The organism is Saccharopolyspora erythraea NRRL 2338, assembly GCF_000062885.1.
Lineage (GTDB): Bacteria > Actinomycetota > Actinomycetes > Mycobacteriales > Pseudonocardiaceae > Saccharopolyspora_D > Saccharopolyspora_D erythraea.
Genome location: NC_009142.1, coordinates 4126169 through 4150473, shown reverse-complemented (window position 1 = coordinate 4150473; position 24305 = coordinate 4126169). Strand labels below are relative to the sequence as shown.

Annotated in this window: 24 protein-coding genes; 15 read left to right on the top strand and 9 right to left on the bottom strand. The window is 72.3% G+C overall.

Features of this window, described 5'->3' with window-relative positions; translation table 11 throughout:
• The first annotated feature begins 11 nt into the window (after positions 1 to 11).
• The 3 genes from SACE_RS18390 to SACE_RS18380 are packed head-to-tail and all read left to right on the top strand — an operon-like array spanning position 12 to position 2572.
• Positions 12 to 959, top strand: coding sequence for a DUF58 domain-containing protein (locus SACE_RS18390; RefSeq protein WP_009949716.1), 948 nt, complete (start codon positions 12 to 14; stop codon positions 957 to 959).
• 2 nt (positions 960 to 961) lie between these two features.
• Positions 962 to 1942 carry a VWA domain-containing protein gene (locus SACE_RS18385; protein WP_029621988.1) on the top strand — a complete coding sequence of 327 codons (981 nt, stop codon included), beginning with the start codon at positions 962 to 964 and terminating at the stop codon, positions 1940 to 1942.
• A 33-nt stretch (positions 1943 to 1975) separates the two neighbouring features.
• Positions 1976 to 2572, top strand: a complete 597-nt coding sequence (locus SACE_RS18380; RefSeq protein ID WP_011874152.1) for a class I SAM-dependent methyltransferase — start codon at positions 1976 to 1978, stop codon at positions 2570 to 2572.
• Positions 2573 to 2585: 13 nt separating this feature from the next.
• Here the strand turns inward: SACE_RS18380 and SACE_RS18375 are convergent, their stop codons facing one another.
• Entirely contained in the window at positions 2586 to 2939 is a 354-nt protein-coding gene (locus SACE_RS18375; RefSeq protein WP_009949720.1) for a VOC family protein, read from the bottom strand.
• 152 nt (positions 2940 to 3091) lie between these two features.
• On the opposite strand from SACE_RS18375, the gene SACE_RS18370 reads away from it, so the two are divergent.
• Both SACE_RS18370 and SACE_RS18365 read left to right on the top strand, forming a co-directional pair.
• Complete coding sequence (locus SACE_RS18370; RefSeq protein ID WP_009949721.1) at positions 3092 to 3814, top strand: MgtC/SapB family protein; 723 nt, start codon at positions 3092 to 3094, stop codon at positions 3812 to 3814.
• A gap of 217 nt (positions 3815 to 4031) precedes the next feature.
• Positions 4032 to 4934: an SMP-30/gluconolactonase/LRE family protein gene (locus SACE_RS18365; protein WP_009949722.1), complete on the top strand. Its 903-nt coding sequence runs from the start codon at positions 4032 to 4034 to the stop codon at positions 4932 to 4934.
• Here SACE_RS18365 and SACE_RS18360 read toward each other — a convergent pair.
• Positions 4909 to 7779, bottom strand: a complete 2871-nt coding sequence (locus SACE_RS18360; RefSeq protein WP_009949723.1) for an FAD-binding and (Fe-S)-binding domain-containing protein — start codon at positions 7777 to 7779, stop codon at positions 4909 to 4911. The genes SACE_RS18365 and SACE_RS18360 overlap by 26 nt on opposite strands.
• Before the next feature lie 194 nt (positions 7780 to 7973).
• Here SACE_RS18360 and fabG point away from each other — a divergent pair, with 194 nt between their 5' ends.
• The 3 genes from fabG to SACE_RS18345 all read left to right on the top strand — a co-directional run bounded on the left by fabG (position 7974) and on the right by SACE_RS18345 (position 10653).
• On the top strand, positions 7974 to 8678 hold the full coding sequence (fabG, locus tag SACE_RS18355) for a 3-oxoacyl-ACP reductase FabG (RefSeq protein ID WP_009949725.1): 705 nt from the start codon (positions 7974 to 7976) through the stop codon (positions 8676 to 8678).
• Between the two features lie 64 nt (positions 8679 to 8742).
• Positions 8743 to 9510: an enoyl-ACP reductase FabI gene (gene fabI / locus SACE_RS18350; RefSeq protein WP_009949727.1), complete on the top strand. Its 768-nt coding sequence runs from the start codon at positions 8743 to 8745 to the stop codon at positions 9508 to 9510.
• Between the two features lie 117 nt (positions 9511 to 9627).
• Positions 9628 to 10653 (top strand): ferrochelatase, encoded by a 1026-nt coding sequence (locus tag SACE_RS18345; protein WP_029621998.1) that lies wholly within the window; start codon positions 9628 to 9630, stop codon positions 10651 to 10653.
• 184 nt (positions 10654 to 10837) lie between these two features.
• Here the strand turns inward: SACE_RS18345 and SACE_RS18340 are convergent, their stop codons facing one another.
• A complete protein-coding gene (locus SACE_RS18340; RefSeq protein ID WP_009949729.1) occupies positions 10838 to 11614 on the bottom strand; it encodes a hypothetical protein in 777 nt (258 codons plus the stop codon).
• A gap of 216 nt (positions 11615 to 11830) precedes the next feature.
• Here SACE_RS18340 and SACE_RS18335 point away from each other — a divergent pair, with 216 nt between their 5' ends.
• From SACE_RS18335 to SACE_RS18325, 3 genes are all read left to right on the top strand, one after another.
• A complete protein-coding gene (locus SACE_RS18335; RefSeq protein ID WP_009949730.1) occupies positions 11831 to 12634 on the top strand; it encodes a DUF3097 domain-containing protein in 804 nt (267 codons plus the stop codon).
• A 74-nt stretch (positions 12635 to 12708) separates the two neighbouring features.
• Positions 12709 to 13140, top strand: a complete 432-nt coding sequence (locus SACE_RS18330; protein ID WP_009949732.1) for an NfeD family protein — start codon at positions 12709 to 12711, stop codon at positions 13138 to 13140.
• A 39-nt stretch (positions 13141 to 13179) separates the two neighbouring features.
• On the top strand, positions 13180 to 14436 hold the full coding sequence (locus SACE_RS18325) for an SPFH domain-containing protein (RefSeq protein WP_009949734.1): 1257 nt from the start codon (positions 13180 to 13182) through the stop codon (positions 14434 to 14436).
• A 56-nt stretch (positions 14437 to 14492) separates the two neighbouring features.
• On the opposite strand, the gene SACE_RS18320 is transcribed toward SACE_RS18325, so the two are convergent.
• The 3 genes from SACE_RS18320 to SACE_RS18310 all read right to left on the bottom strand — a co-directional run bounded on the left by SACE_RS18320 (position 14493) and on the right by SACE_RS18310 (position 16170).
• Entirely contained in the window at positions 14493 to 15044 is a 552-nt protein-coding gene (locus SACE_RS18320) for an SRPBCC family protein (RefSeq protein WP_009949735.1), read from the bottom strand.
• Positions 15041 to 15349: an ArsR/SmtB family transcription factor gene (locus SACE_RS18315; RefSeq protein WP_009949736.1), complete on the bottom strand. Its 309-nt coding sequence runs from the start codon at positions 15347 to 15349 to the stop codon at positions 15041 to 15043. The genes SACE_RS18320 and SACE_RS18315 overlap by 4 nt, the downstream gene beginning before the upstream one ends.
• Before the next feature lie 137 nt (positions 15350 to 15486).
• Positions 15487 to 16170, bottom strand: coding sequence for a GntR family transcriptional regulator (locus tag SACE_RS18310; protein ID WP_009949737.1), 684 nt, complete (start codon positions 16168 to 16170; stop codon positions 15487 to 15489).
• Between the two features lie 80 nt (positions 16171 to 16250).
• On the opposite strand from SACE_RS18310, the gene SACE_RS18305 reads away from it, so the two are divergent.
• Both SACE_RS18305 and SACE_RS18300 read left to right on the top strand, forming a co-directional pair.
• Complete coding sequence (locus SACE_RS18305; RefSeq protein ID WP_231849691.1) at positions 16251 to 17540, top strand: MFS transporter; 1290 nt, start codon at positions 16251 to 16253, stop codon at positions 17538 to 17540.
• 103 nt (positions 17541 to 17643) lie between these two features.
• Positions 17644 to 19080, top strand: a complete 1437-nt coding sequence (locus SACE_RS18300) for a gamma-aminobutyraldehyde dehydrogenase (protein WP_009949739.1) — start codon at positions 17644 to 17646, stop codon at positions 19078 to 19080.
• 15 nt (positions 19081 to 19095) lie between these two features.
• Here the strand turns inward: SACE_RS18300 and SACE_RS18295 are convergent, their stop codons facing one another.
• Positions 19096 to 19995, bottom strand: a complete 900-nt coding sequence (locus SACE_RS18295; protein ID WP_009949742.1) for a LysR family transcriptional regulator — start codon at positions 19993 to 19995, stop codon at positions 19096 to 19098.
• Positions 19996 to 20050: 55 nt separating this feature from the next.
• Between SACE_RS18295 and SACE_RS18290 the strand changes: the two genes are divergently transcribed.
• A complete protein-coding gene (locus SACE_RS18290; protein WP_011874147.1) occupies positions 20051 to 21130 on the top strand; it encodes a YeiH family protein in 1080 nt (359 codons plus the stop codon).
• Between the two features lie 33 nt (positions 21131 to 21163).
• Here the strand turns inward: SACE_RS18290 and SACE_RS18285 are convergent, their stop codons facing one another.
• Positions 21164 to 22567: an amidase gene (locus SACE_RS18285; protein ID WP_009949744.1), complete on the bottom strand. Its 1404-nt coding sequence runs from the start codon at positions 22565 to 22567 to the stop codon at positions 21164 to 21166.
• A complete protein-coding gene (locus SACE_RS18280; protein ID WP_009949745.1) occupies positions 22567 to 23544 on the bottom strand; it encodes a D-2-hydroxyacid dehydrogenase in 978 nt (325 codons plus the stop codon). The genes SACE_RS18285 and SACE_RS18280 overlap by 1 nt, the downstream gene beginning before the upstream one ends.
• 254 nt (positions 23545 to 23798) lie before the next feature.
• On the opposite strand from SACE_RS18280, the gene SACE_RS18275 reads away from it, so the two are divergent.
• Positions 23799 to 24293, top strand: coding sequence for a DUF3830 family protein (locus SACE_RS18275; protein WP_011874146.1), 495 nt, complete (start codon positions 23799 to 23801; stop codon positions 24291 to 24293).
• Positions 24294 to 24305: the final 12 nt, after the last annotated feature.

The window sequence follows — 24305 nt, the reverse complement described above, 5'->3', positions numbered from 1 at the left end:
GAGGGCAGGTCGTGCCGGGGGCAGCCCGCGACGAGGGGCGACCGAGCTGGGCGCCGCCGTCGCTGGACAGCGGTCGGTTGCAGGCCGCGCTGAAGTCGCTGGAGCTGACCGTGCGGGGCAGGCTCGACGGGCTCCTGCAGGGCAACCACCTGGGTCTGGTGCCGGGTCCCGGCACCGAGCCGGGGGAGGCGCGGATCTACCAGCCCGGTGACGACGTGCGCCGGATGGACTGGGCGGTCACGGCGCGGATGAACGAGCCGCACATCCGGCAGACGGTCGCCGACCGGGAGCTGGAGACGTGGGTGGCGCTGGACCTGTCGCCGAGCCTGGACTTCGGTTCGGCGGCGTGCGACAAGCGCGAGCTGGCGGTGGCCGGTCTGGCGGCGGTGACGCACCTGACCAGTGGTGGCGGCAACCGGATCGGTGCCGTGGTCGACAACGGTGAGCGGCTGACGCGGATGCCGGCGCGTGGTGGTTCGGCGTATGCGCGGGCGTTGCTGAAGAAGGTCGTGGAGATGCCGCGGGCCGAGGAGGGCACGCGTGGTGATCTGGCGCGGTTGGTGGAGTCGCTGCGGCGGCCGCCGCGTCGGCGCGGGTTGGCGGTGGTGATCTCGGACTTCCTGGGGCCGTTGGAGTGGCAGCGGGCGTTGCGGGGGCTGGGCACTCGGCATTCGCTGCTGGCGATCGAGGTGCTCGATCCCCGGGATGTCGAGCTGCCGGATGTCGGCACGGTCCTGCTGTCGGATCCGGAGACGGGCAAGCAACGAGAGGTGCGGACGACGCCGGTGTTGCGCAAGGAGTTCGCCGCTGCGGCGGCGGCGCACCGCGAGGAGGTGGCGGCGGCGCTGCGGCGGGCGGGCTGCGCGCACCTGGTGTTGCGGACGGACTCGGACTGGATCGCTGATGTCGTGCGGTTCGTGATGGCGCGCAAGCGGGGTTGGTCCGGGGGAGCGGCTTGATGTTGAGTTTGTCGGGCTTCACGGCCCCGTGGTGGTTCCTGCTGCTGATAATCGTCGCCGGTCTGGTCGGTGGCTATCTGTGGGCGCAGCGCCGTCGGCGCAAGGACACGCTGCGGTTCAGCAACCTGGAGGTGCTGGACCGGGTGGCGGGCAAGGGCCAGGGGTGGTCCAAGCACGTGCCCGCGGCGTTGCTGGGTGTGGCGTTGATCCTGCTGACGGTGGCGTTGGCGGGGCCGACGGCCGAGCAGCGGATTCCGCGCAACCGGGCGACGGTGATGCTGACGGTGGACGTGTCGTTGTCGATGAAGGCCACCGATGTGGAGCCGAACCGGTTGGAGGCGGCCAAGGTGGCGGCCAAGGAGTTCGCCGATCAGTTGACGCCGGGTATCAACCTGGGTTTGGTGTCGTTCGCGGGTACCGCGACGGTGCTGGTGATGCCGACGACCGACCGGGCGAGCGTGAAGCAGGCCATCGACAACCTGAAGTTGTCGGAGGCGACGGCGACCGGTGACGGGATCAACGCGGCGATGTCGGCGATCGACTCGTTCGGGAAGATGGTGGGTGGTCCGTCGGGTGCGCCGCCCGCGCGGATCGTGCTGATGGCCGATGGCGGTCAGACGATTCCGCGGGAGCTGGACGCGCCGCGGGGTGCCTACACCAAGGCGCAGGAGGCGAAGAAGGCCAACATCCCGATCTCGACGATCTCGTTCGGCACCAAGCACGGCAGCATCGAGATCGAGGGTGAGCAGGAGTTCGTCGAGGTCGACGACGAGGCGATGCAGGAGATCGCGAGGTTGTCGGGCGGGGAGTTCCACAAGGCGGCCAGTGCCGAGCAGTTGCGGGAGGTCTACGCGACGCTCGGGGAGCAGATCGGCTACGAGATCAAGCACACAGATGCCAGCAAGCCGTGGTTGGTGCTGGGTACTCTTGCCGCGATCGTGGCGGCCGGGGTGGGTTTGTTCCTGGGTCGTCGGCTTCCTTAGACACTGCCTCGACACACCCGGGAGTGGTCGACCGTGCGCGGTTCGGGTCCTGCGGGCGCTGCGGAGTTCCTGCGCGAGTTCGTGAAGTCGCCGACGACGACGGCGGCGGTGGGGCCGAGTTCGCGGTTCCTCGCCGATCAGATGGTGGCTCCGGTGCCGGGTCGTGGTGAGCCGGTGGTGGTGGAGCTGGGGCCGGGGACGGGTGCGTTCACCGCGGCGATCCAGCAGCGGTTGGGTGGTCGTGGCCGTCATCTGGCGTTGGAGCTGAATGCCCGGTGGGCGGCTGATCTGGGGCGGCGGTTCCCGGATGTGGAGACGGTGTGCGCGGACGCGCGTGCGCTGCCGGAGCTGATGGCCGAGCGCGGGTTGCGGGCGGATGTGGTGGTCAGCGGTCTGCCGTGGGCGGCGCACACCGCGGTGGACGGGGTGCCGTTGGTGCGGTTGGTGGCTGACGTGCTGGTGCCCGAGGGGGCGTTCACGCAGTTCGCCTACACCTGGACGCGGTGGGCGCCGCCGGCGCGGCGGCAGTTGCGGGATCTGCGGGCGACGTTCGAGGAGACGGTGATCAGCCGGACGGTGTGGCGCAACGTGCCGCCGGCGCTGGTGTACCTGGCGCGCCGGCCGCGGTGAGGTCTGCCGCGGGTCAGTAGTCGGTGCGGAAGTTGCCGATGAAGGTGATCCGGTTGCCGTCGAGGTCGGTGGTGGTGGAGAGCCGGACGTCCTTGCCGGCTGTTTCGACGGGTCCGGTGGTCAGGCCGCGGTGGTCGAGTGCGGTGCGGTGCTGGTCGAGGTCGTCGACGGCGAGGTTGAGCAGGGCGGTGCCCGCGCGGGTGGGGTCGCGGTGGACCTGGACCCAGCCGTTGGTGGTGATCCGCCATTCGACGGGTCCGTCCATGGGGCGGTTGTCGGCGGGGCGGTCGAACAGGCGCTCGGACCAGGCGTCGGCGGTGTCGATGTCGGAGACCGGGACGACGGCCGGCAGGTGTTGGATGGGCATGTCGGCTCCTCGCGGTCCGGGGCCATCCTGTCCCGGTGTGGTGCTGGTTGTCCATTGTGTACTGGTTTTCCGGGTGTTGCGTGGCGGAGGCCTCATCGGTGGTGGGCGTCGGCTGATTGTCGTGTCCGCGGCGGCGGGGTTACGTTGCGGGGATGCCTGACGCCGTGGTCTCGGGGTTCCGCGAGGTGCCCCTGCTTGTGGAGCTGGGTGCGGCGCTGCTGCTGTCGAGCCTGATCGGGCTGGAGCGGGAGATCCGGGCGAAGAGCGCCGGGATGCGCACGCACGCGCTGGTCGGGGTGGGTGCGGCGGTGTTCATGCTGGTGTCGAAGTACGCGTTCGGGGATCTGCTGGTGTTCGACCGGGTGTCGTTCGACCCGTCGCGGGTGGCGGCGCAGGTCGTGTCGGGGATCGGTTTCATCGGTGGTGGGCTGATCTTCGTGCGGCGGGACGCGGTGCGGGGGCTGACGACGGCGGCGACGGTGTGGGTGGTTGCCGCGGTGGGGATGGCCTGCGGTGGTGGGTTGTTCCTGCTGGCGGTGGCGACGACGGCGGCGCATTTCGCGGTGGTGCTGGGCTATCCGCGGTTGCTGCGGCTGGTGCGGCGGTCGTTGCGGGAGCCGCAGGTGATGCGGATCGGCTACCTCGACGGGTACGGCGTGCTGCGCGGCGTGCTGACGTTGTGCACGAGCCGGGGCTGGCGGGTGCTGGATCTGGAGGTGGAGCGTGAGGACACCGACGACCAGCAGCAGCGGGTGGCGGTGGTGGCGATCCGGGTGAGCGGCAAGGAGCCGGTGTCGTCGTTGGTCGGTGAGGTGGGTGTGCTGCCGGGGGTGTTGCACGCGGCGGCGGGGGAGTCGGTGGAGCCCGGCTTCTGAGTCCGGGCGGTTCGTCCAGTTCGTACGTGTGAGCCATCCACTGTGTACGCGTTGTTGCCTGGGCTGGGGGCCGGAGGAAGCAGTCGTGAGCGCGTTCCCTGTTGTCCGCCTGGAGGCGCCGGGCGATGACCGGAACCCGTCATCGCCTGGTTCGGCAGGCCGCGCCGGGGAAGAATCGGCGCGGAAGCGGTGGCCGGGTGGAACGGGGGCGTGTGCGTTGTCGGAGTTCATCGAGGCGCGGTTCGAGGTGTTGGACGAGCGTTTTTCCGGGGTCGGCGGGGACGGGCTGGTCGAGCGGCTGCACAGCGGTTGCCGCTGGACGGAGGGCCCGGTGTACTTCGCGGCGGGGCGCTACCTGCTGTTCAGCGACATCCCCAACGACCGGTTGCTGCGCTGGGACGAGACCACGGGCGTCGTCGGGGTGTTCCGGGCGCCTGCCGGGTACACCAACGGTCACACCGTCGACCGGCAGGGCCGGTTGGTCAGCTGCGAGCAGGGGCACCGGCGGGTCACGCGCACCGAGCACGACGGCTCGGTGGTGGTGCTGGCCGATCGGTGGAACGGCAAGCGGTTGAACAGTCCCAACGACGTGGTCGAGCGGGCCGACGGGTCGGTGTGGTTCACCGATCCCAGTTACGGCATCGACAGCGATTACGAGGGGCATCGCGCTGAGACCGAGATCGGTGCTTGCCACGTCTACCGCGTCGATCCGGCCACCGGGGACGTGCGCGCGGTCGCGCAGGACTTCGACCGCCCCAACGGTCTGGCGTTCTCCGCCGACGAGCGGCGCCTCTACGTCGCCGACACCCGGCGCAAGCACATCCGGCTGTTCGACGTCGCCGATGACGGAGCGCTGTCCGGCGGCGAGGTGTTCGCCACCTGCGATGCGGGCAGCTTCGACGGGGTGCGGCTGGACGCGCTGGGCCGGGTGTGGGCGGCGGCGCACGACGGGGTGCACTGCTTCGACGCCGACGGCACGCCGCTGGGCAAGCTGCTGCTGCCGGAGGTGGTGTCGAACTTGGTTTTCGGCGGGCCCAAGCGCAACCACCTGTTCATGACGGCGAGCTCGTCGGTGTATGCGTTGCGGGTCAACTTCAACGGGGTGGCGTATCCGCGGTGAGCGCGCGGGCGACCAGCGTGGCCAGGTGCACCGGTTCGGTGCCGGTGGCCTGGCGCAGCTGGGTGCGGCAGCTGAAGCCGTCGGCGACGACGTCGGTGCCGGGCTCGGCGGCGCGCACCGCGGGCAGCAGGGCGTGTTCGGCGCAGGCCATCGACACCTCGTAGTGGCCGCGTTCGAAGCCGAAGTTGCCCGCGAGTCCGCAGCAGCCGGAGTCCAGCACGCGGGCGCGGGTGCCGGTGGCCTCCAGGGCGGCGCGGTCGGCGTCGAAGCCGAGCTCGCTGTACTGGTGGCAGTGCACCTGCACCAGCGACTCCGGGGCGCTGCCGGACTCGCGGGTCCATTGGGCGCGGGTGGGCTCGACCCATTCGGCGAAGGTCCGGGTCGCCTCGGCCAGCGCGGTGACGTGGGGGTCGTGCGGGGCCAGTTCCAGCGCGTCGTTGCGCAGGAACGCCGTGCAGCTGGGTTCCAGGCCGACCACCGGCAGTCCTGCCTGGACCTGGGGGCCCAGGACGCGGGCGGTGCGCCGGACCATTCGCCGGGCGATGCCGAGCTGGCCGGTGGAGGCCCAGGTCAGCCCGCAGCAGACCTGGCTGCGGGGCAGGTCCACGGTCTGGCCCAGCGCTTCCATCGCGGTCACCGCGTCCTGGCCGACGTGGGGGTCGAAGTGGTTGGTGAAGGTGTCGGGGAACAGCACCACCGACGGCTGTTCCAGGCGGCGGTCGCGTGCCGACCACCAGGCGCGCAGCGTCTGCCCGGCCAGCGGCGGGATGGCGCGTTCGGGGGCGATGCCGCCCATTCGCTTGAGCAGGCCCGCGGCTCTGCTGGTGAGTACGCGGTTGGCCAGCCGGGGGGTGTGCTGGCCCAGTGCCAGCCACAGCGGCAGGAAGCCCATCGAGTAGTGCGAGGCGGGTCGGGGGCGGTGCCGGTAGTGGTGGTGCAGGAACTCGGCCTTGTAGGTGGCCATGTCCACCCCGACCGGGCAGTCGGTCTTGCAGCCCTTGCACGACAGGCACAGGTCGAGCGCCTCGCGGACCTCCGGTGAGCGCCAGCCGCCGGTGATGACGCGTCCGGCCAGCATCTCGAACAGCAGGTGGGCGCGGCCGCGGGTGGAGTGCTTCTCCTCGCGGGTAGCGCGGTAGCTCGGGCACATCACCCCACCTGTGGTGTTCAGGCACTTGCCCATGCCCACGCAGCGCCGGGAGGCCGGGGCGAGGTCGCCGTCGTCGGCGTGCAGCGCCAGGGTGGTGCGGGTCGGGATGCGCGGGGGAGCGACCAGCACGCGCAGGTCGGAGTCCAGCGGGCGGGGGCGCACGATCTGGCCGGGGTTGAACAGGTCGTCGGGGTCGAAGGCGGCCTTGAAGCGCTCGAAGCCGCCGATGATCTCCGGCGGGTACATCCGCGACAGCAGCTCCGAGCGGGCCTGGCCGTCGCCGTGCTCGCCGGAGACCGACCCGCCGTGGGAGACCACCAGGTCGGCCGCGGACTCCAGGAACGACCGGTAGTCCGCCGCGCCGGAGGTGCTCATCAGGTCGAAGTCGATGCGCACGTGGATGCAGCCGTCGCCGTAGTGGCCGTAGGTGACGCCGCGGCGGCCGAAGCGCTCCAGCAGCGCGTCGAACTCCCGCAGGTATGCGCCTAGGTGCTCGGGGGGCACGGCGGCGTCCTCCCAGCCCGACCAGCGCTCGGTGCCGTCGGCCAGCCGCGTGGAGTAGCCCGAGCCCTCCTCGCGGATCTTCCACAGCGCGGCCATCCGGGTGGGTTCGACGTGCACGACGGTTTCGGCGCGCTCGCCCATGGCGCGCGCGATGCGCTGCGCGGCGGCCTCGGCCTCGGCGCGGTCGGCGCCGCCGACCTCCACCAGCAGCCAGCTGCGTCCGCCGGGCAGCAGCCGCAGGGCGGGGGAGGAGGGGTTGCGCTGGCCGACGACCTCGACCAGCTCCGAGCTCAGCCCCTCGATGGCCAGCGCGTCCAGTCCGCGCAGGTCGGTGACCTGGTCGGCGGCGGCGTAGCTGTCGGGGAAGCCCAGTACCGCCATCGCGCGGGCGCCCGGGGTCTCGACCAGGTGCACGGTGGCCCCGAGCACGGTCGCGCAGCTGCCTTCGGTGCCGACCAGGGCGCGGGCGAGGTCGAATCCGTTCTCGGGCAGCAGCTGGTCGAGGTTGTAGCCCGACACCCGGCGCCGCAGGTCGGGGAAGGAGCCGCGGACCAGTTCGCCGAGGTCGTCGCGCAGCGCGCGCAGGTCCTGGTAGAGCCGTCCGGTGCGGTCGCCCCGCGCGCACAGCGCGGTGAGCTCGTCCTCGGTGGTGGGGCCGGCCTGCAGGCGGGTGCCGTCGGAGAGCAACACGTCCAGCGAGCGGACGTTGTCGACGGTCTTGCCCCAGGCCACCGAGTGGGTGCCGCAGGAGTTGTTGCCGATCATGCCGCCGAGCGTGCAGCGGCTGTGGGTGGAGGGGTCGGGCCCGAAGGTCAGCCCGTGCGGGGCCGCCTGCACCCGCAGGGAGTCCAGCACCACGCCGGGCTGCACCCGCGCCAGGCGGCGTTCGGGGTCGAGTTCGAGGATCCGGTTCATGTGCTTGGAGAAGTCCAGCACCAGGCCCGGGCCCACGGCGTTGCCGGCGATGCTGGTGCCCGCGCCGCGGCCGGTGACCGGCACCCGGTGCGCGCGGGCCACCGCGACCGCGGCGGCGACGTCGTCTTCGTCGCGCGGGTAGGCCACCGCCGCCGGGACCTGCCGGTAGTTGGAGGCGTCGGTGGAGTACAGGGCGCGGGTGCCCGGGTCGAACCGGGCCGGTCCCCGCAGCGCCGCGCGCAGGTCGGCGGCGAAGTCCTGCGTGGTGGTCTGCATCTGCGCTCCCGAGGCGTGGTGGGTACGGCACCGCGCAGTGTGCCGTTGATCGGCACTGTAGGTGAACCACGACACGGGGGCCGGATTTCTGTATGGGTGCGATGAGAGCGGCCCGGTGCTCAGCCGATAGTGTCGCGGCTGGTTGAGAGCGAATCCCGGATTCGCGCAGGCTCGCATGTGGAGGTAGATCGACAGTGGCACGGTCCGTACTGGTGACCGGCGGGAACCGCGGCATCGGGTTGGCCATCGCGAGGGCGTTCCAGGCCGCCGGGGACAACGTCGCGGTCACCCACCGCGGATCGGGTGCTCCGGAGGGGCTGCTGGGGGTGCGCTGCGACGTCACCGACACCGAGCAGGTCACGGCCGCCTTCGACGAGGTGGAGGCCGCGCACGGCCGCGTGGAGGTGCTGGTGGCCAACGCCGGCATCACCGACGACGGGCTGCTGCTGCGGATGGACGACGAGCAGTTCGGGCGGGTCATCGACGCGAACCTGGCCGGGTCCTACCGGGTCGCCAAGCGCGCGGCGAGCAGCATGCTGCGGCTGCGCCGGGGCCGGATCGTGTTCATCTCCTCGGTGGTGGGGCTCTCCGGCGGCGCCGGGCAGGCCAACTACGCGGCGAGCAAGGCGGGCCTGGTGGGTCTGGCGCGTTCCATCGCCCGCGAGCTGGGCTCGCGCAGCATCACCGCCAACGTCGTCGCCCCCGGTTTCGTCACCACCGACATGACCGACGTGCTGGAAGAGGACCGCAAGAAGGAGATCCTCGGCCAGATCCCGCTGGGCCGGTTCGCCTCCACCGACGAGGTCGCGGGCACCGTGCAGTGGCTGGCCTCCGACGCGGCGGCCTACGTCACCGGCGCGGTGATCCCGGTCGACGGCGGCCTGGGCATGGGGCACTGACCGCCCCGGCCACGTCTCTCACACCTTTCTTTCTCGAGATTTCCAACGCAAGCGGAGGATGTACGTGTCCGGATTGCTCGAAGGCAAGCGGCTGCTGATCACCGGTGTGATCACCGACGCCTCGATCGCCTTCCACGCCGCCAGGGTCGCCCAGGAGCAGGGCGCCCAGGTCGTGCTGACCGGCTTCGGCAGGCTGGGACTGGTCGAGCGCATCGCCAAGCGGCTTCCCGAGCCGGCGCCGGTGATCGAGCTCGACGTCACTGACCAGGAGCACCTGGACGGGCTGGCCGACAAGGTGCGCGAGCACGCCGACGGACTGGACGGCGTGCTGCACTCCATCGGCTTCGCCCCCGCCAGCTGCCTGGGCGCGCCGTTCCTGGACGCGCCGTGGCAGGACGTCTCGGTGGCCCTGGAGGTCTCGGCGTACTCGCTGAAGTCGCTGACGACCGCTGCGCTGCCGCTGCTGGGCGAGGGCTCCTCGGTCGTGGGCATGGACTTCGACGCCCGGGTGGCCTGGCCCGCCTACAACTGGATGGGCGTGGCCAAGGCGGCGCTGGAGTCGACCAACCGCTACCTCGCCCGCGAGCTGGGCCCCAAGGGCATCCGGGTCAACCTGGTCTCGGCGGGCCCGGTGCGCACGATGGCGGCCAAGTCGATCCCGGGCTTCGGCGAGCTGGAGGAGAGCTGGGGCACCCGGGCGCCGCTGGGCTGGGACGTCAACGACCCGACGCCGGTGGCGCGCTCGGTGTGCGCGGTGCTGTCGGACTGGCTGCCCAAGACCACCGGCTCGATGATCATGGTCGACGGCGGGGTGCACGCCCTGGGCCAGTGAGCCGCAGACCCCCGCGCGAAGCCCCCGCATCCCCACGGGTGCGGGGGCTTTTCCGCGGCCGGGCACTGGCCGCACCCCGGGTGCGCGGCCACCGCGCTGCGGGGCCATGATGGTCCGGTGAGCTTTGACGCGTTGCTGTTCCTGTCGTTCGGAGGACCGGAAGGCCCGGAGGACGTCCGGCCGTTCCTGGAAAACGTCACCAGAGGCAGGGGAGTGCCGCCCGAGAGACTCGACGAGGTCGCCGAGCACTACCTGCACTTCGGCGGTGTGTCACCGATCAACCGTCTCAACCGGGACATGATCAAGGCGCTGGAGACCGAGCTGGCCGACGCCGGCGTCGAGCTGCCGGTGTACTTCGGCAACCGCAACTGGCATCCCGTGGTCGAGGACACGGTGGCGAGGATGGCCGAGGACGGGGTCGGCCGCGCACTGGTGTTCGCCACCTCGGCGTGGGGCGGCTACTCCGGCTGCAAGCAGTACCACGAGGACATCGTGCGGGCCCGCGAGTCGGTCGGCGAGCGGGCTCCGGACCTGGTGAAGCTGCGGCAGTTCTTCGACCACCCCGAGTTCGTGGCGGCCAACGCCGACGCCGTGCGCCGCGCGCTGGCCGCGCTGGAGCCCGGCCAGGCCGAGCGGGCGCGGCTGGTGTTCACCGCGCACTCCGTCCCGCTCAAGGCCGACGACCAGCCCGGTGCCGACGGCAGGCCGCAGTGGTACTCCCGCCAGGTCGCCGAGGCTTCCCGGCTGGTGGCCGAGGAGGCGGGCATCGCCGACTACGACGTGGTGTGGCAGTCCCGCTCCGGCCCGCCGCAGGTGCCGTGGCTGGAGCCCGACATCGTCGACCACATCGAGGCGCTGCACGGCCAGGGCACCCCGGCGGTGGTGGTCAGCCCGATCGGGTTCGTCTCCGACCACCTCGAGGTCATCTGGGACCTGGACAACGAGGCCAAGGACAAGGCCGCCGAGCTGGGCATGGGTTTCGTGCGGGCCGACACCGCCGGCACCGACCCGCGCTTCGCGAAGATGATCGTCGAGCTGGCCGCCGAGCACCTCAGCGGCCGGCCGCCGCGCAAGCTGTCGCTGCTGGCCGCCGCCGGCTGCAGCACCAACGGCGAACCCTGCGCGCCCGGCTGCTGCTGCTGAGGGAACTTCTCGGGCGGGTTTGCGTCGCGGTGTGTGGGCGGGCCGGTGTGGGCCGGGTCCCGCACCGCACGCGGCTGACGCCGCTCATGAGACAAGCACCGAGCCGAACCCGCACAAAGGAGGCGCCGCCCGGATCGGGCGGCGCCTCCTGGCGTTTGCGGGGGAAGTTCTTTCCGCGAGGGCGTCAGTGCTTGCCGGCGCGGTCGGACAGCACGCGGACCATCTCGGCCACCGAGGCCCGGCGCGCGGCGCGCACCGAGTCGAACAGCGGCCGCAGCGCCTCGGTGCGAGCGCGGGTCGCCGACGCCGACAGCGCCCCGCCGGGCGCGTCGTCGGTGGCCACCCACAGGATCGCCTCGACCTCCGAGGCGCGCTGCAGGATCCGCAGCGGACGCTGCGGGACGTCCTGCGGCCACGGCGGCTGCGGGCGCGAGGAGACGGTCTTGGCGATCTCGTCGCGCACCCCCGGGCGGTGCTTGGCGATGTCGAGGTCGATCAGGGTGCTGGCGGCCTCGCGCATCGCCGAGGACATGCCGTGCTCGGCTTCGGCGATCGGCAGGTGCTCGGCGGGTGGCAGCTCGTCGGCGAGCTCGAAGACCGTCCAGCGCACGACGCCCTCGGCCACGTTCTGGGGGACCAGGCCCAGACCGGCCTCGCGCAGCACCGCGGCCTCCCCGGTGCGCAGCGCCAGGCGCGCGAACGGGTTGGCGCCGCCGAGGCCGCGGACGTCGCCCGGCACGGGCAGCACCAGCTCGCCGCCGGCGGCGCCGGATCTGCGCAGCGCGGCCAGCAGCAGAGCGGGGCCCGCGGCGGGCTCATCGGGACCGGGCAGGTCCAGTCGGGTCGCGAGGTCCTGGTCGGCGGCGCGCACCTCGTGCGACTCGCCCCAGGGTTTCAGGGCATCGAGCACGTCATCCGAGGCGGCCGCGCCATGCAGCCACGCGGATGTCCATACGACCATCGTTGCGCTTGGGCAAGGCACGGCTGACAAGGGTACGGATTCGCGTGCGCTCGCGCGGGCGGGGGTGCGGCGGATGTGATCTGGCTCCAGCCGCCCCGCCGGCGCTCCGCGGGGTGTCGATCTCGCGGACCCCGGCACCGCGGGCCGGTAGGTTGGACCGCGTTCGCCGCCGGGAGCGTCGGCGGCCCCGACCTCAGCGCAGGCAGGAAGAGACACATGCATTACGGCAAGGACGTGCTCGCCGGCGGTCGGCGGCGCCGCGCGGTTCCCGAGGTGCCCGCCGAGCCCGGTCTGGTCGTCGAGGACCCGGCCAGCGGCTTCTGCGGCGCGGTCATCCGGCTGGAGAAGGGCAACGTCGTCCTGGAGGACCGCCACGGCAGGCAGCGGTTGTTCCCGATGCGCCCGGCCGCGTTCCTGTTCGAGGGCAAGCCCGCCACGCTCGTCGCGCCCGCAGCGCCCGCGCCGGCCCGTCCGGCTCGTTCCGCCTCCGGGTCGGTGCGCGTCGAAGGGCTGCGCGCCCGCCAGGCCCGCGGGAGCCGCATCTGGGTGGAGGGTCTGCACGACGCCGAGCTCGTCGAACGGGTCTGGGGCCACGACCTGCGCGTGGAAGGCGTGGTGGTCGAGCCGCTGCACGGCGTGGACGACCTGGCCGGGATGCTCGCCGAGTTCGCACCCGGTCCCGGACGCAAGGTCGGCGTGCTGGTGGACCACCTCGTCCCCGGCAGCAAGGAGTCCCGGCTCGTCGAGAGCATCACCGACCCCCACGTGATGGTCACCGGCCACCCCTACGTCGACATCTGGGAGGCGGTCAAACCCGCCGCGCTGGGCATCCCCGCCTGGCCCGGCGTGCCCCGCGGACAGGACTGGAAGCAGGGCGTGTGCGCGGCCCTGGGCTGGGGCGAACCCGCCGACGGCTGGCGGCGGGTGCTGGCCGAGGTCTCGACCTTCCGCGACATCGAGGCGCCGCTGCTGTCGGCGGTCGAGCAGCTGATCGACTTCGTCACCGCCGAGCAGGACTGAGCCGCCCGGTCACGCGTCGATCACATCCGCGAAACCACCCCACCCGGGGGTGGCCGTTCTGCCACCATGGAGACATGGTTCCCGCGCTGCTGTGGCTGATCGCCGGGGTCGTGCTGATCGCCGCCGAAGTCCTCTCCGGAGACTTCGTGCTGGTCATGCTCGGCGCCGGCGCGCTGGCGGCGGCGGGGGCCTCGGCTCTGGGGGTCCCGCTGGGACTGGACGCGGCGGTGTTCGCCGCGCTGTCGCTGGGACTGATCTTCCTGGCCCGCCCCGCGCTCAAGCGCCGGATGCGCGTCGAGCACGAGCTCAAGACCAATGTGGACGCCCTGGTCGGGCACAAGGCCGTCGTCGAGTCCACTGTGGATGCACACGGTGGACGGGTGCGCATCGGCGGTGAGCTGTGGTCGGCGAGGGCCTTCGACGAGACGCAAGTGATGCACAGCGGCCAGACGGTGACGGTCATGGAGATCTCCGGCGCCACCGCCGTCGTGTGGGCGGAACCGTGAGCAGGCTCCGCCCCGCCGCGAGGAACCTAGGAGGCTGACGTGGACCCGACCGGACTGATCGTGCTGGCGGTCGTGGCGCTGCTGGTGATCGTGATCGCGGTGAAGTCCGTGCTGGTGGTGCCGCAGGCGCAGGCGGCGGTGATCGAGCGGCTGGGACGGTTCCGCACCGTCGCCTCGCCGGGGCTGAACTTCCTGATGCCGTTCCTGGACCGGGTGCGGGCCCGCATCGACCTGCGCGAGCAGGTCGTGTCCTTCCCGCCGCAGCCGGTCATCACCCAGGACAACCTCACCGTCTCCATCGACACGGTGGTGTACTTCCAGGTCACCGACTCCCGCTCGGCGGTGTACGAGATCTCCAACTACATCGTCGGCGTCGAGCAGCTGACCACCACCACGCTGCGCAACGTGGTCGGCGGCATGAGCCTGGAGGAGACGCTGACCTCCCGCGACCAGATCAACACCCAGCTGCGCGGGGTGCTGGACCAGGAGACCGGGCGCTGGGGAATCCGCGTCGCGCGGGTGGAGCTCAAGGCCATCGACCCGCCGCCGTCCATCCAGGACTCGATGGAGAAGCAGATGCGCGCCGACCGGGAGAAGCGCGCCATGATCCTCAACGCCGAGGGTCAGCGGGAGGCGGCGATCAAGACCGCCGAAGGTCAGAAGCAGTCCCAGATCCTGGCCGCCGAGGGCTCCAAGCAGGCCGCGATCCTGGGTGCCGAGGCCGACCGCCAGTCCAGCATCCTGCGCGCCCAGGGCGAGCGGGCCAGCCGCTACCTGCAGGCCCAGGGCCAGGCCAAGGCGATCGAGAAGGTCTTCGCCGCGGTCAAGCGCGGCAAGCCCACCCCGGAGCTGCTGGCCTACCAGTACCTGCAGACGCTGCCGCAGATGGCCCAGGGCGACGCCAACAAGGTCTGGGTCGTGCCCAGCGACTTCGGCAAGTCCCTGGAAGGCTTCGCCCGGATGCTCGGCGCCCCCGGCGAGGACGGCGTGTTCCGCTACGAGCCCCCGCAGGAGGAGCCACCCTCGGCCCGCCCGGAGGACGAGGAGGAGTCGGTCCAGTCCTGGTTCGACGTCTCCACCAACCCCGAGGTCGCCGAGGCCGTGCGGGCCGCCGAGGCCGTGGCGCGCAAGGAGGTGCCCGGCCCGGCCAGCATCGGCGGGACCACGCCCGGTGCGCTCACCGGCGACGTCGGTGCGCTCGGCGAGCCCGGCGCGCTCGCGCAGCCGCCCGCCTCCGGCCAGCCGCCGGCCGTGCGGCCCGAGCAGCAGCGGCAGGAGCCCGAGCAGAACGGCTGAACCCCGTCGCCCCGAGGCCCCGGCGGAGCACGACTCCGCCGGGGCCTCGTGCGTCGTCACAGCTCCGGCGCACCGGTGTTGGGAATGCCCAGCTTCTCGGCGTAGGCGTCGTTGAGCCGGCCCCAGCCGTGGTCGAGCGCACCGGCGCCCCGGATCGGCTCCACCGGCTCGCCCGCCAGCACGTGCTCGGCCACGTCCAGGCACAGGTGCCAGCCCGCGGCGACCTTGGGCACCCACTCGCGGTCCTCGACGGTGTGGCGCAGCGTCAGCCGGGTACCGGTCGCGGTCTCGGCGAGCTCCCAGCGCAGCAGGTCGGTGCCCCACACGTACTCCAGCAGCCACGGCGGCTCGGCCCGCCGCACCGTCGACGCCAGGTCCTGCGGAGTCTCGCCGTCGATCATCGTCAGCGTGGCGGCGCCGGTGCTGCCCAGGTCGCGGTCGGCGGTGTAGGGCGCCCACGCGGCCAGTTGCTCCGGATCGGTCAGCGCGGCCCACACCTTGCGCGGTGAGTGCCGCAACTCGCGCACCATGACCAGGGTCCAGCCCCCGGACTCGGCGGCGCAGTCCACATCGCAGGGCGGGCTGGGTTCGAACTGCTGCGGGCTCATGGTTCCTCCACGGTGTCGAGGTGGTCTTGCAGGGCGTCGAGATGCCGCGTCCACAGTCGCCGGTAGGGGGCCAGCCACGCGTCGACGGCCCGCAGCGCCGCCGGCTCGATCCGGTAGACCCGGCGCTGGGCGTCGGTCCGGCACGAGATGAACCCGGCCTCCCGCAGCACCTTCAGGTGCTTGGACACGGCGGGCTGGCTGGCCGACAGCGCCGCCACGAGCTCGCCGACGGTGCGTTCGCGGTGCCGCAGCTCGTCGAGGATCCGGCGTCGGGACGGCTCGGCGAGCACGGCGAAAGCATCCACACCGCTATATTCTGGGCTGGTTATATTCCTGTCAAGGAATGTAGCCCGGTTTGCAGCCGATCAATATATGAAAAGTCTTCAGTGATGAGTGAAATGAATGCCCAACAAGCCGAACAGGAACAAGGCAGCGGAAAGCCTCAGCTCTCGCCGGTCTGCTCCAGGAGGGGGCCACCCGAGACGTCCAGCGCCCGGACCGTGTCGAGCAGGTGCGCGCGCAGGCGGGACTTGGCCAGTCCGGCGTCGCCGTCGCGGACGGCCTCGGCCAGCAGCGCGTGCTGGTGGGTGATGCGGGCCCGTCGGGTGTGGGTGCGCGCGGTGGCGGTGATGCGCATCTGCCGGTCGCGCAGCGCGTTGTAGAGGTCGTCGACGACGGGGTTGCCGGAGGCGGCGACCAGCCGGGCGTGGAAGGCGCGGTCCACCTCGTGCAGTTCGGCGTCGGTGAGGCCGCCGGCGTCGCAGGCGGGATGCTTGATGAGCTCCTCGCCGACCTCGGTCATCGTCTCGGTGCCCAGCGCGGCGAGCTTGTCGATGGCGAAGCTCTCCAGCGCCAGCCGGGCCTCGACCAGCGCGCGGGCCTCGGTCGGTGTCACCGGCACGACGAGGGCGCCCCGCTTGGGGTAGAGCTTGAGGAAACCCTCGGTCTGCAGGCGCAGGAAGGCTTCGCGGACCGGGGTGCGCGACATCCGCAGCGCGGTGGCGATCTCGCCCTCCGACAGCAGGTGGCCGTCGGGGAAGGAGCCGTCCAGCAGGCCGGTCTTGACGTGGCGGTAGGCCCGGTCGGCCGCCGGCGCCTCGGGGACGGCCGTTGTGGCGGGAGACACGGGGTCATGTGGTGTTGCGCTCGACACGCGCTCATCGTACTGGGGCCCCTCTTGTATCTAAGGTGCATACGAGCGTTTTCTTGGAGGTTCGTGTGCAGGCGTCGGCGCTGGCGGTGGAGCCGGTCGGAGATCAGCGGCATCAGCGACGGCACCGGCCGCCGCGCTCGGCGTGGCTGGTGTGGGGCGTGGCCGCCGTGTGCTACTTCGCCGCGCTGTTCCACCGCGCGAGCCTGGGCGTGGTCGCCCAGGAGGCGCTGGACCGCTTCCACACCGGACCGGCGGTGCTGGCGCTGTTCTCGGCCATGCAACTCGGGGTCTACCTGGCGTTGCAGGTGCCTTCCGGACTGCTGGCCGACCGCCTCGGGCCGCGACGGGTTATCACCGGGGGAGTGCTGGCGCTGGCGGTGGGATCGGCGGTGTTCGCGGTGAGCGGCTCGGTGCTCGGCGGCATCGCGGGCCGGGTCCTCATCGGCTTCGGCGACGCGTTCATGTTCACCAACGTCCTGCGGCTGGCCGCGCAGTGGTTCCCCGCCGACCGCTTCGGCAGGGTCGCGGCGCTGACCGGTCTGGCCGGCGGCCTCGGCCAGGTGTTCTCCACGCTGCCGCTGGGCACCTCCCTGCACGCCCTCGGCTGGACGGGGACCTTCCTCGGCGCGGCCGCGCTGACCCTGGCGCTGGCGGTGGCCGGGTGGCTGGTCATCCGGGACCGCCCGGCCGGCTACGCGCCCGAGGCGACCGGGCAGGCCGAAGGCATCGGGCACACCCTGAAGGTGGTCGTGGCCCAGCGCGGCACCCGGCATTCCTTCTGGGTGCACTTCGTGCTGATGGCCCAGTTCGTGGCGGTGACGACGCTGTGGGGCTCGCCGTGGCTCACCGACGCCCAGGGCCACGGCGAGGCCGAGGTCGGCACGCTGCTGATGCTGTGCGTGTTCGGCTTCATCGCGGGCACCTGGTTCGCCGGCCAGTACATCGCCGGCCGCCACCTGCGGCGGGAGCGGTTCACGCTGGGGCTGTCGGTGGCGGTGGTCGCGGTGTGGGCGCTGCTGGTGCTGTGGCCGGGCACGCTGCCGATGCCGGTGCTGGTGGCGGCGCTGGTCGTCATCGGGATCGGTGGCGGCGGGGCGATGCTGGCCTTCGACGGTGCGCGGGCGGCCAACGCCACGCACCGCTCCGGGGCGGCCTCGGGCGTGGTCAACATGGGCGGGTTCACCGCCGCCGTGCTGATCCAGCTGCTGGTCGGCGTGGTGCTGCAGGCGGTGGCGTGGCTGCCCGCCGCCGCGGCCTACCGCTGGGCTTTCGCGCCGGTGCTGCTGTTGCTGGTGCTCGGAACTCTCGCGCAGGCCTCGCGCAGGCAGCACCGAGCGCGATAATCGGCGAGCCGTCTCCCCGAGCGCGGCGGGACGGATAGGGTCGGGACCAACGTTGCACACGCTCGGCCGGTGGCCGGTCCACCGGTGGCGCGATGGAGGTTCTGTGACCACGGCGCTGGAACTGCACAACGTCGTCGGCGGCGAGCGCGTGGGGACCCTGGCGAGCGAGACGCTGCCGCTGGTGGACCCCAGCACGGGCGAGGAGTTCGGGATCTCGCCGCTGACCAGGTGGATGGACGTCGATGCGGTGATGGGCGTCGCGGCCGCGGCGTTCGAGTCGTGGTCGCAGACCACGCCCCGCCGGCGCCAGCAGCTGCTGCTGCGCATCGCCGACGCGATGGAGGAGCGCTCCGAGGAGCTGGTGGCCGCCGAGTGCCGCAACACCGGCAAACCGCGGGCGGTGGTGCGCGACGACGAGCTGCCGACGGCGGTGGACCTGATCCGCTTCTACGCGGCCGCGGCGCGGGTGCAGGAGACCGGTGCGGCCACCGAGTACCAGCCGTCGCGGACCTCCTTCGCCCGGCGGGAGCCGATCGGGGTCTGCGCGCAGGTCACCTCCTGGACCCACCCGCTGCTGCTGGCCGCGGCGAAGTTCGCGCCCGCGCTGGCGGCGGGCAACACGGTGGTGCTCAAACCGGCCGAGACCACGCCGCTGAGCTCGTCGCTGCTGGCCGAGATCGCCTCGGAGGTGCTGCCGCCGGGGGTGTTCAACCTGATCTGCGGGGACCGCGACAGCGGCCGGGCGATGGTGGCCCACGAGGTGCCCGGGATGTTCTCGATCACCGGGACCGTGCGCTCGGGCATGGAGGTCGCCGGGTCGACCGCCGCCGACCTCAAGCGCGCGCACCTGCAGCTGGGCGGCAAGGCGCCCGCGGTGGTGTTCGGCGACGCCGACCTGGACCGCGCGGTGCGCAGCATCGCCGAGGCGGCCTTCGGCAACGCCGGGCAGAGCTGCACCGCGGCCAGCAGGGTGCTGGTCAGCGCCGAGGTGCACGACGAGGTCGTGGAGCGGTTGTGCGAGCTCGCCGCCGCGATGCGCCCGGGGCCGCCGCAGGACCTGGACGCGGCGTTCGGTCCGCTCAACAGCCTCGGTCAGCTGGAGTCGGTGCAGGCGCACCTGGAGCGGCTGCCCGAGCACGCCCGGATCGCCGCCGGTGGCGCGCGCCGGGGCGAGCGGGGCTACTTCTTCGAGGCCACCGTGGTCACCGGGGTCGAGCAGGACGACGAACTGGTGCAGAACGAGGTGCTGGGGCCGCTGCTGACGGTGCAGAGCTTCGCCTCCGAGCAGGAGGCCCTCGAGCTGGCCAACGGGGTCCGCTACGGGCTGGTGGCCAGCGTGTGGACGCGCGACCACTCGCGGGCGATGCGGCTGTCGCGCAAGCTGCAGACGGGCACGGTGTGGATCAACACCCACCACCCGTTCACCGCTGAGATGCCGCACAGCGGTTTCAAGCACTCGGCTTCGGCGCGCGACTTCGGGCGCTACGGGCTGGAGGAGTACAGCCGGATCAAGCACGTCATGTCCTACGTGGAGGAATGACGGCGGCGCGGCCGGTCAGTCCGGGGTGCGCATCGCGATGGCCAGCAGCGCGGCGGCCGGGCCGGTCAGCCGCAGTCCCGAGCGCCACACCGCGTGCAGCGGGCGTCGCAGGTCCAGGCCGGTGACGCCGACCTCGGTGACGCGCTGCTCGGCCAGGTCGGTGCCCACCGCCAGGGTGCTCAGCACCGCCGGGCCCGCGCCGGCCACGACGGAGTTGCGCACCGCGGTGGTGGAGTGCAGCTCGAGTAGCGGTGCGACGGGGTCGGCGCCGACTTCGGCCAGCGCGCGGTAGAGGGTCTCGCGGGTGCCCGAGCCCTCCTCGCGGACGATGAGCGGGGTGGCGGCGAGCTCGGCCGGGGTCAGGGGCCTGCGCAGCCGCGCCCAGGGGTGTTCGGGCGGGACCACCACGACCATCCGGTCGCGGGCGACGTGGCGGATCGAGACGCCTTCGGGTGCCAGCGGCGTCTCGATGAAGCCGAGGTCGGCGTGGCCGTGGCGGACGGCCTCGGCGACGGCCTGCGAGTTGGTGACGTCGAGCTCGAGGTGGGTCTCGGGCAGGGCGCGGCGCAGCCGGCTGATCCAGGCCGGGGCCAGGTACTCGGCGACGGTCATGCTCGCCGAGACCCGCAGGCGCGGTTCGTGCTGGGCGCGCAGGGCACGCACGCCGTTCATCAGCCCGTCGACCTGGGCCAGCACCTGGCGGGCCCAGTCGGCGACGATGACCCCGGCGGGGGTGAGGGTGCAGCCCTGCCTGCTGCGTTCGACCAGTTCCAGCCCGAGTCCGCGTTCGAGGCTGCTGAGGCGTTTGCTCGCCGAGGGCTGGCTGACCCGCAGTTCGACCGCGGCCGCCCCGATGCTGCCGAGGTCGGCGACCAGCACCAGCAGGCGCAGCGATTCGGGGTCGGGCGGGGTCATGCCCCGAGGATAGGTCGCCGCCGCTGGCTGGGATCAGTCAAGAGTGGTAGCGGGCATGCAGTGGCGTTATGACGTCCTGCGCGGTCGACGGCTACGCGCGGCGGGTCGTGGCGGCGAGGCTGGGCTCGTGGCTGGAACGTTAAAACACCGCGAGGCGCTCGTCGAGGGGTCGTTGTGGCCGGGGCTGGCGTTGACCGGCGCCGCGGTGGCGCTATCGCTGGCATTGGCCGGGCTCGTGCCGTCGGTGAGCGCGTTGACCTCGGCGGTGGTGCTGGGCGTGGTCGCGGGCAACGTGCCCGGTGTGCCGTCGCGGGTGCGGCCAGGGCTGGCCTGGGCCACCCGCAGGCTGCTGCGCGCGGGTGTGGTGCTGCTGGGGTTGCAACTGGCGGTGGGGCAGGTGCTCGGCCTGGGCGTGGGCACGGTGGCGGCGGTGGTGCTCGTCGTCGGGCTGACCTTCGCCGGGACGCTGGTGCTGGGGCGCTGGCTGGGGGTGTCGCGCGGGTTGTCGCTGCTGGTGGCGACCGGGTTCTCGATCTGCGGTGCCTCGGCGATCGCGGCGGTGGAGGGTGTGGTCGACCGCGAGGACGAGGACGTGGCCGGCGCGGTGGCGCTGGTGACGGTGTTCGGTAGCGCCTCTATGGTGCTGCTGCCGCTGCTGGCCACCGCGACGGGCATGTCGCCGGAGGACTACGGACGCATCGCCGGGGGCAGCGTGCACGAGGTCGCCCAGGTGGTGGCGGCGGCTTCGCCGATGGGCGCGGCCGCGGTGGCGGTGGCGGTCGTGGTCAAGCTGAGCCGGGTCGTGCTGCTGGCACCGCTGGTGGCGGCGGTCAGCCTCGTGCGGCGCCGCGCGGCGGGCCGGGCCGCGGGCACGCGTCCGCCGCTGGTGCCGCTGTTCGTCGTCGGGTTTCTGGCCGCGGTGGCGGTGCGCAGCCTCGGGATGGTTCCCGGGCCCGTGCTCGACGTGGCCGGGCAGGTGACGACCGTGCTGCTGGCCGGCGCGCTGTTCGCGCTGGGCAGCGCGGTTCGGCTGCGGGCGCTGCTGCGCACCGGGCCGCGGGCCTTCGCGCTGGGCGCGGGTTCGACCGCGCTGGTCACCGCGCTCGCGCTGGCCGGCATGCTCGCGCTGACCTGAACGCGGTGCCCAGGTCAGCGCGATGGTGGCGGTTCAGCGGGCCGGGCGGCTCCACGGCCGGGCCTGCTCGAAGGCCCGGGCCGCCCGCAGCACGCGCGCGTCGGAGTGGCGCGGCCCGACGATCTGCAGCCCGATGGGCAGGCCCTCGGCGGTGAAGCCGCACGGGACGCTGGCGGCGGGCTGCTGGGTCATGTTGAACGGATAGGTCAACGGCGTCCAGCTGGTCCAGCGCGGCTGCGGCCACCCCGGCGGCACCTCCACGCCCGCCTCGAACGGCGGGATCGGCACCGTGGCGGTCAGCAGCAGGTCGTAGGTGTCGTGGAAGGCGCCCATGCGCTGCCCGAGCAGCATGCGGGTGTTGGTGGCCTCCAGGTAGTCCTGCGCCGAGTAGGTCAGCCCCTGGCTGACGATCTCGTGCAGGCCCGGGTCGAGCAGTTCCCGCTGCTCGGCGGTGAGGTGCTCGACGGACTTGGCGGCCCCGGAGAACCACAGGACGTGGAAGTCCTCCACCGGGTCGGTGATGCCCGGGTCGGCGTCCTCGACGATGGCGCCCAGGTCGGTGAAGACCTTCGCCGCGGCCGACACCGACTTGGCGATCTCGGGGTCCACGGTGGCGAAGCCGAGCCCGGGGCTCAGCGCGATGCGCAGACCGCGCACCCCGTCGTCGAGGCCGTCCAGGAACGAGGTGGTCATCGGTTGCAGCGCCGACCAGTCGCGGCTGTCCGGCTCGGAGAGCACGTCCATCATCAGCGCGGTCTCGGCCACCGTGGTGGTCATCGGGCCCGCGTGGGCCATCGTGCCGTAGGGGCTGGCGGGGTAGTGCGGCACGCGGCCGTAGGTGGGCTTGATCGTGAAGATCCCGCAGAAGGAGGCCGGGATGCGCACCGAGCCGCCGCCGTCGGTGCCGATGGCCAGCGGCGCCATGCCCAGCGCGACCGCCGCCGCGGCGCCGCCGCTGGAGCCGCCCGGGGTGCGGGTGGTGGCCCACGGGTTGCGCGTGATGCCGTTGAGCGTGTTGTCGGTGACGCCCTTCCACGCCAGCTCCGGGGTGGTGGTCTTGCCGACGAACACCGCGTTGTGCTCGCGCAGCCGCGCCACCGTCGGGGCGTCGACGCTCCAGTGCTGGTCGGGGTCTACGGTGCGGGAGCCGCGCAGCGTCGGCCAGTCCCGGGTGAGGAAGATGTCCTTGACGGAGGTCGGAACACCGTCGAGCCTGCCGACCGGCTCACCGCGCTGCCAGCGCCGCTCGGAGGCCCGCGCCTGCTCCAGCGCGCGGTCGGCGTCGACCAGGCAGAAGGCGTTGACCGCGCCGTCGGCCTCGTCGATCCGGCGCAGGGTGGCCTCGGTCGCCTCCACCGGCGACAGCTCGCCGCCGGCGTAGGAGTCCAGCATCTCGGTGGCGGTGAGGTCGGCTGCTGTCCGGGTGGTGTTGACCATCAGTTGCGCTCCGATCCGCTGACGTAGCCGCGTTGTTTGTCCACGACGTTGCGCAGCTGCCCGCCCTCGGCGTAGCCGCGCAGGTTGCTCAGGAACAGGTGCACGAGCTCGTCGGTCCAGCCCACCGTGTCGCCGGACATGTGCGGTGAGACCAGCACGTTGGGCATCTCCCACAGCGGGGAGGACTCCGGCAGCGGCTCGGTCTCGAAGACGTCCAGCGCGGCGCCGGCCAGCCGCTGCTCCTGCAGCGCCCGCACCAGGTCGTCCTGCACGACCAGCTCACCGCGGCCGACGTTGATCAGGCGTGCGGTCGGCTTGAACCGGGCCAGCGCGTCGGCGTCGATCAGGCCCTTGGTCTGCTCGGTCAGGGGAGCGGCGAGCACGACGTAGTCGAAGTCGCCGAGCACCCCGGCCAGCTCGGTGGAGGCGTGCACGTCGCCGAAGTCGGGGTCACCGCTGCGGGCCACCCGGCCCGCGCCGCTGACGGCCATGCCCGCGGCGCCGAGCAGTCCGGCGATCGCGCGCCCGATCGGCCCGGTGCCCACGACCAGGACCTTCTTGCCCTCGATGCGTTCGGTCTCGCGGTGCTGCCAGTGCTCGCGGTCCTGGAAGCGGACGCTGGTGTGCAGGTCCTTGGCGAACGACAGCACCGCGCCGAGCACGTACTCGGCCATCGGGCGGTCGAAGACGCCGCGGGAGTTGGTGAGCACGACCTCGGAGTCCAGCAGCTCGGGGAACAGCAGCCGGTCGACCCCGGCGCTGGCGGCGTGGATCCAGCGCAGCGAGTCCGCGGCGGGCCAAGCCGCCCGCACCGCGTCGGAGCGGAAGTGCCAGACGAACAGCACGTCGGCGCCCGGCAGCGCCTCGGCGAGTTGCTCCCCGGTGGCGTAGCGGACCTCGGCGACCCGCTCGATCTCGGACGTCGCGGAAGGAGTCGTGCCGCCGTGCAGGACGACGACGGTGGGTTGCTTGGTCATGACCTGCCTTGGAGGGAAGGAGGGGTTGTTCGGTGCCGAGACCGCTGTAACACGAATGCAAGAACAAGCGCCGGAGGAAGCATTGACACGCTATGAAGCGCTCGTAGGATTGTCAACAATCCGCGGGTGCGCTGGCCGGCGGGTCGGCCCGGTCCCGACCGGCGCCGGCCTGGTTCGAGTGGCGCGATGGGCCGGGACCCGCCGGGAGCAACGCAGTTCATCTTCCAAGCCCCTCACGCGAAACGGAATTCACGATGCCCAGGTACATGTCGATCACGCTGGAGAAGCGCGGTGTCTCCTGCGTGGCCGAGCTGCTGGACAAGGACGCCCCGCGGACCTGCGAGGTGGTGTGGCAGGCGCTGCCGCAGGCGGGCCCGGTCCACCACGCCAAGTACGCGCGCAACGAGATCTACACGATGGTGCCGCACTTCGCCGCCCAGGAACCCGGGCAGGAGAACCCGACGGTGACCCCGATCCCCGGTGACGTCGTGTACTTCTCCTTCCACGGCGGCATGCTCGACCGGGAGTTCAAGGAGGAGAAGGACATCCACGAACTGCCCGGCGTCATCGACCTGGCCATCTTCTACGGGCGCAACAACCTCCTGCTCAACGGCGACGTCGGCTGGGTGCCCGGCAACGTCTACGCCACCATCGTGGAGGGCCTGGACCGGATGGCCGAGGCCTGCAACGACGTCTGGCGCTCGGGCAGCGTCGGCGAACGTCTCGTCTACGACCGCCACGCCGGTTGACGGGGAGAGACG

What these genes read in the sequence shown, in the direction of transcription:
- SACE_RS18285 (WP_009949744.1), bottom strand. Translation starts at nt 22,567, where the DNA reads ATGGTCAACACCACCCGGACAGCAGCCGACCTCACCGCCACCGAGATG.
- SACE_RS18335 (WP_009949730.1), top strand. Translation starts at nt 11,831, where the DNA reads ATGCATTACGGCAAGGACGTGCTCGCCGGCGGTCGGCGGCGCCGCGCG.
- SACE_RS18320 (WP_009949735.1), bottom strand. Translation starts at nt 15,044, where the DNA reads ATGAGCCCGCAGCAGTTCGAACCCAGCCCGCCCTGCGATGTGGACTGC.
- SACE_RS18360 (WP_009949723.1), bottom strand. Translation starts at nt 7,779, where the DNA reads ATGCAGACCACCACGCAGGACTTCGCCGCCGACCTGCGCGCGGCGCTG.
- SACE_RS18290 (WP_011874147.1), top strand. Translation starts at nt 20,051, where the DNA reads ATGCAGTGGCGTTATGACGTCCTGCGCGGTCGACGGCTACGCGCGGCG.
- SACE_RS18340 (WP_009949729.1), bottom strand. Translation starts at nt 11,614, where the DNA reads ATGGTCGTATGGACATCCGCGTGGCTGCATGGCGCGGCCGCCTCGGAT.
- SACE_RS18275 (WP_011874146.1), top strand. Translation starts at nt 23,799, where the DNA reads ATGCCCAGGTACATGTCGATCACGCTGGAGAAGCGCGGTGTCTCCTGC.
- SACE_RS18375 (WP_009949720.1), bottom strand. Translation starts at nt 2,939, where the DNA reads ATGCCCATCCAACACCTGCCGGCCGTCGTCCCGGTCTCCGACATCGAC.
- SACE_RS18330 (WP_009949732.1), top strand. Translation starts at nt 12,709, where the DNA reads ATGGTTCCCGCGCTGCTGTGGCTGATCGCCGGGGTCGTGCTGATCGCC.
- SACE_RS18280 (WP_009949745.1), bottom strand. Translation starts at nt 23,544, where the DNA reads ATGACCAAGCAACCCACCGTCGTCGTCCTGCACGGCGGCACGACTCCT.
- SACE_RS18370 (WP_009949721.1), top strand. Translation starts at nt 3,092, where the DNA reads ATGCCTGACGCCGTGGTCTCGGGGTTCCGCGAGGTGCCCCTGCTTGTG.
- SACE_RS18295 (WP_009949742.1), bottom strand. Translation starts at nt 19,995, where the DNA reads ATGACCCCGCCCGACCCCGAATCGCTGCGCCTGCTGGTGCTGGTCGCC.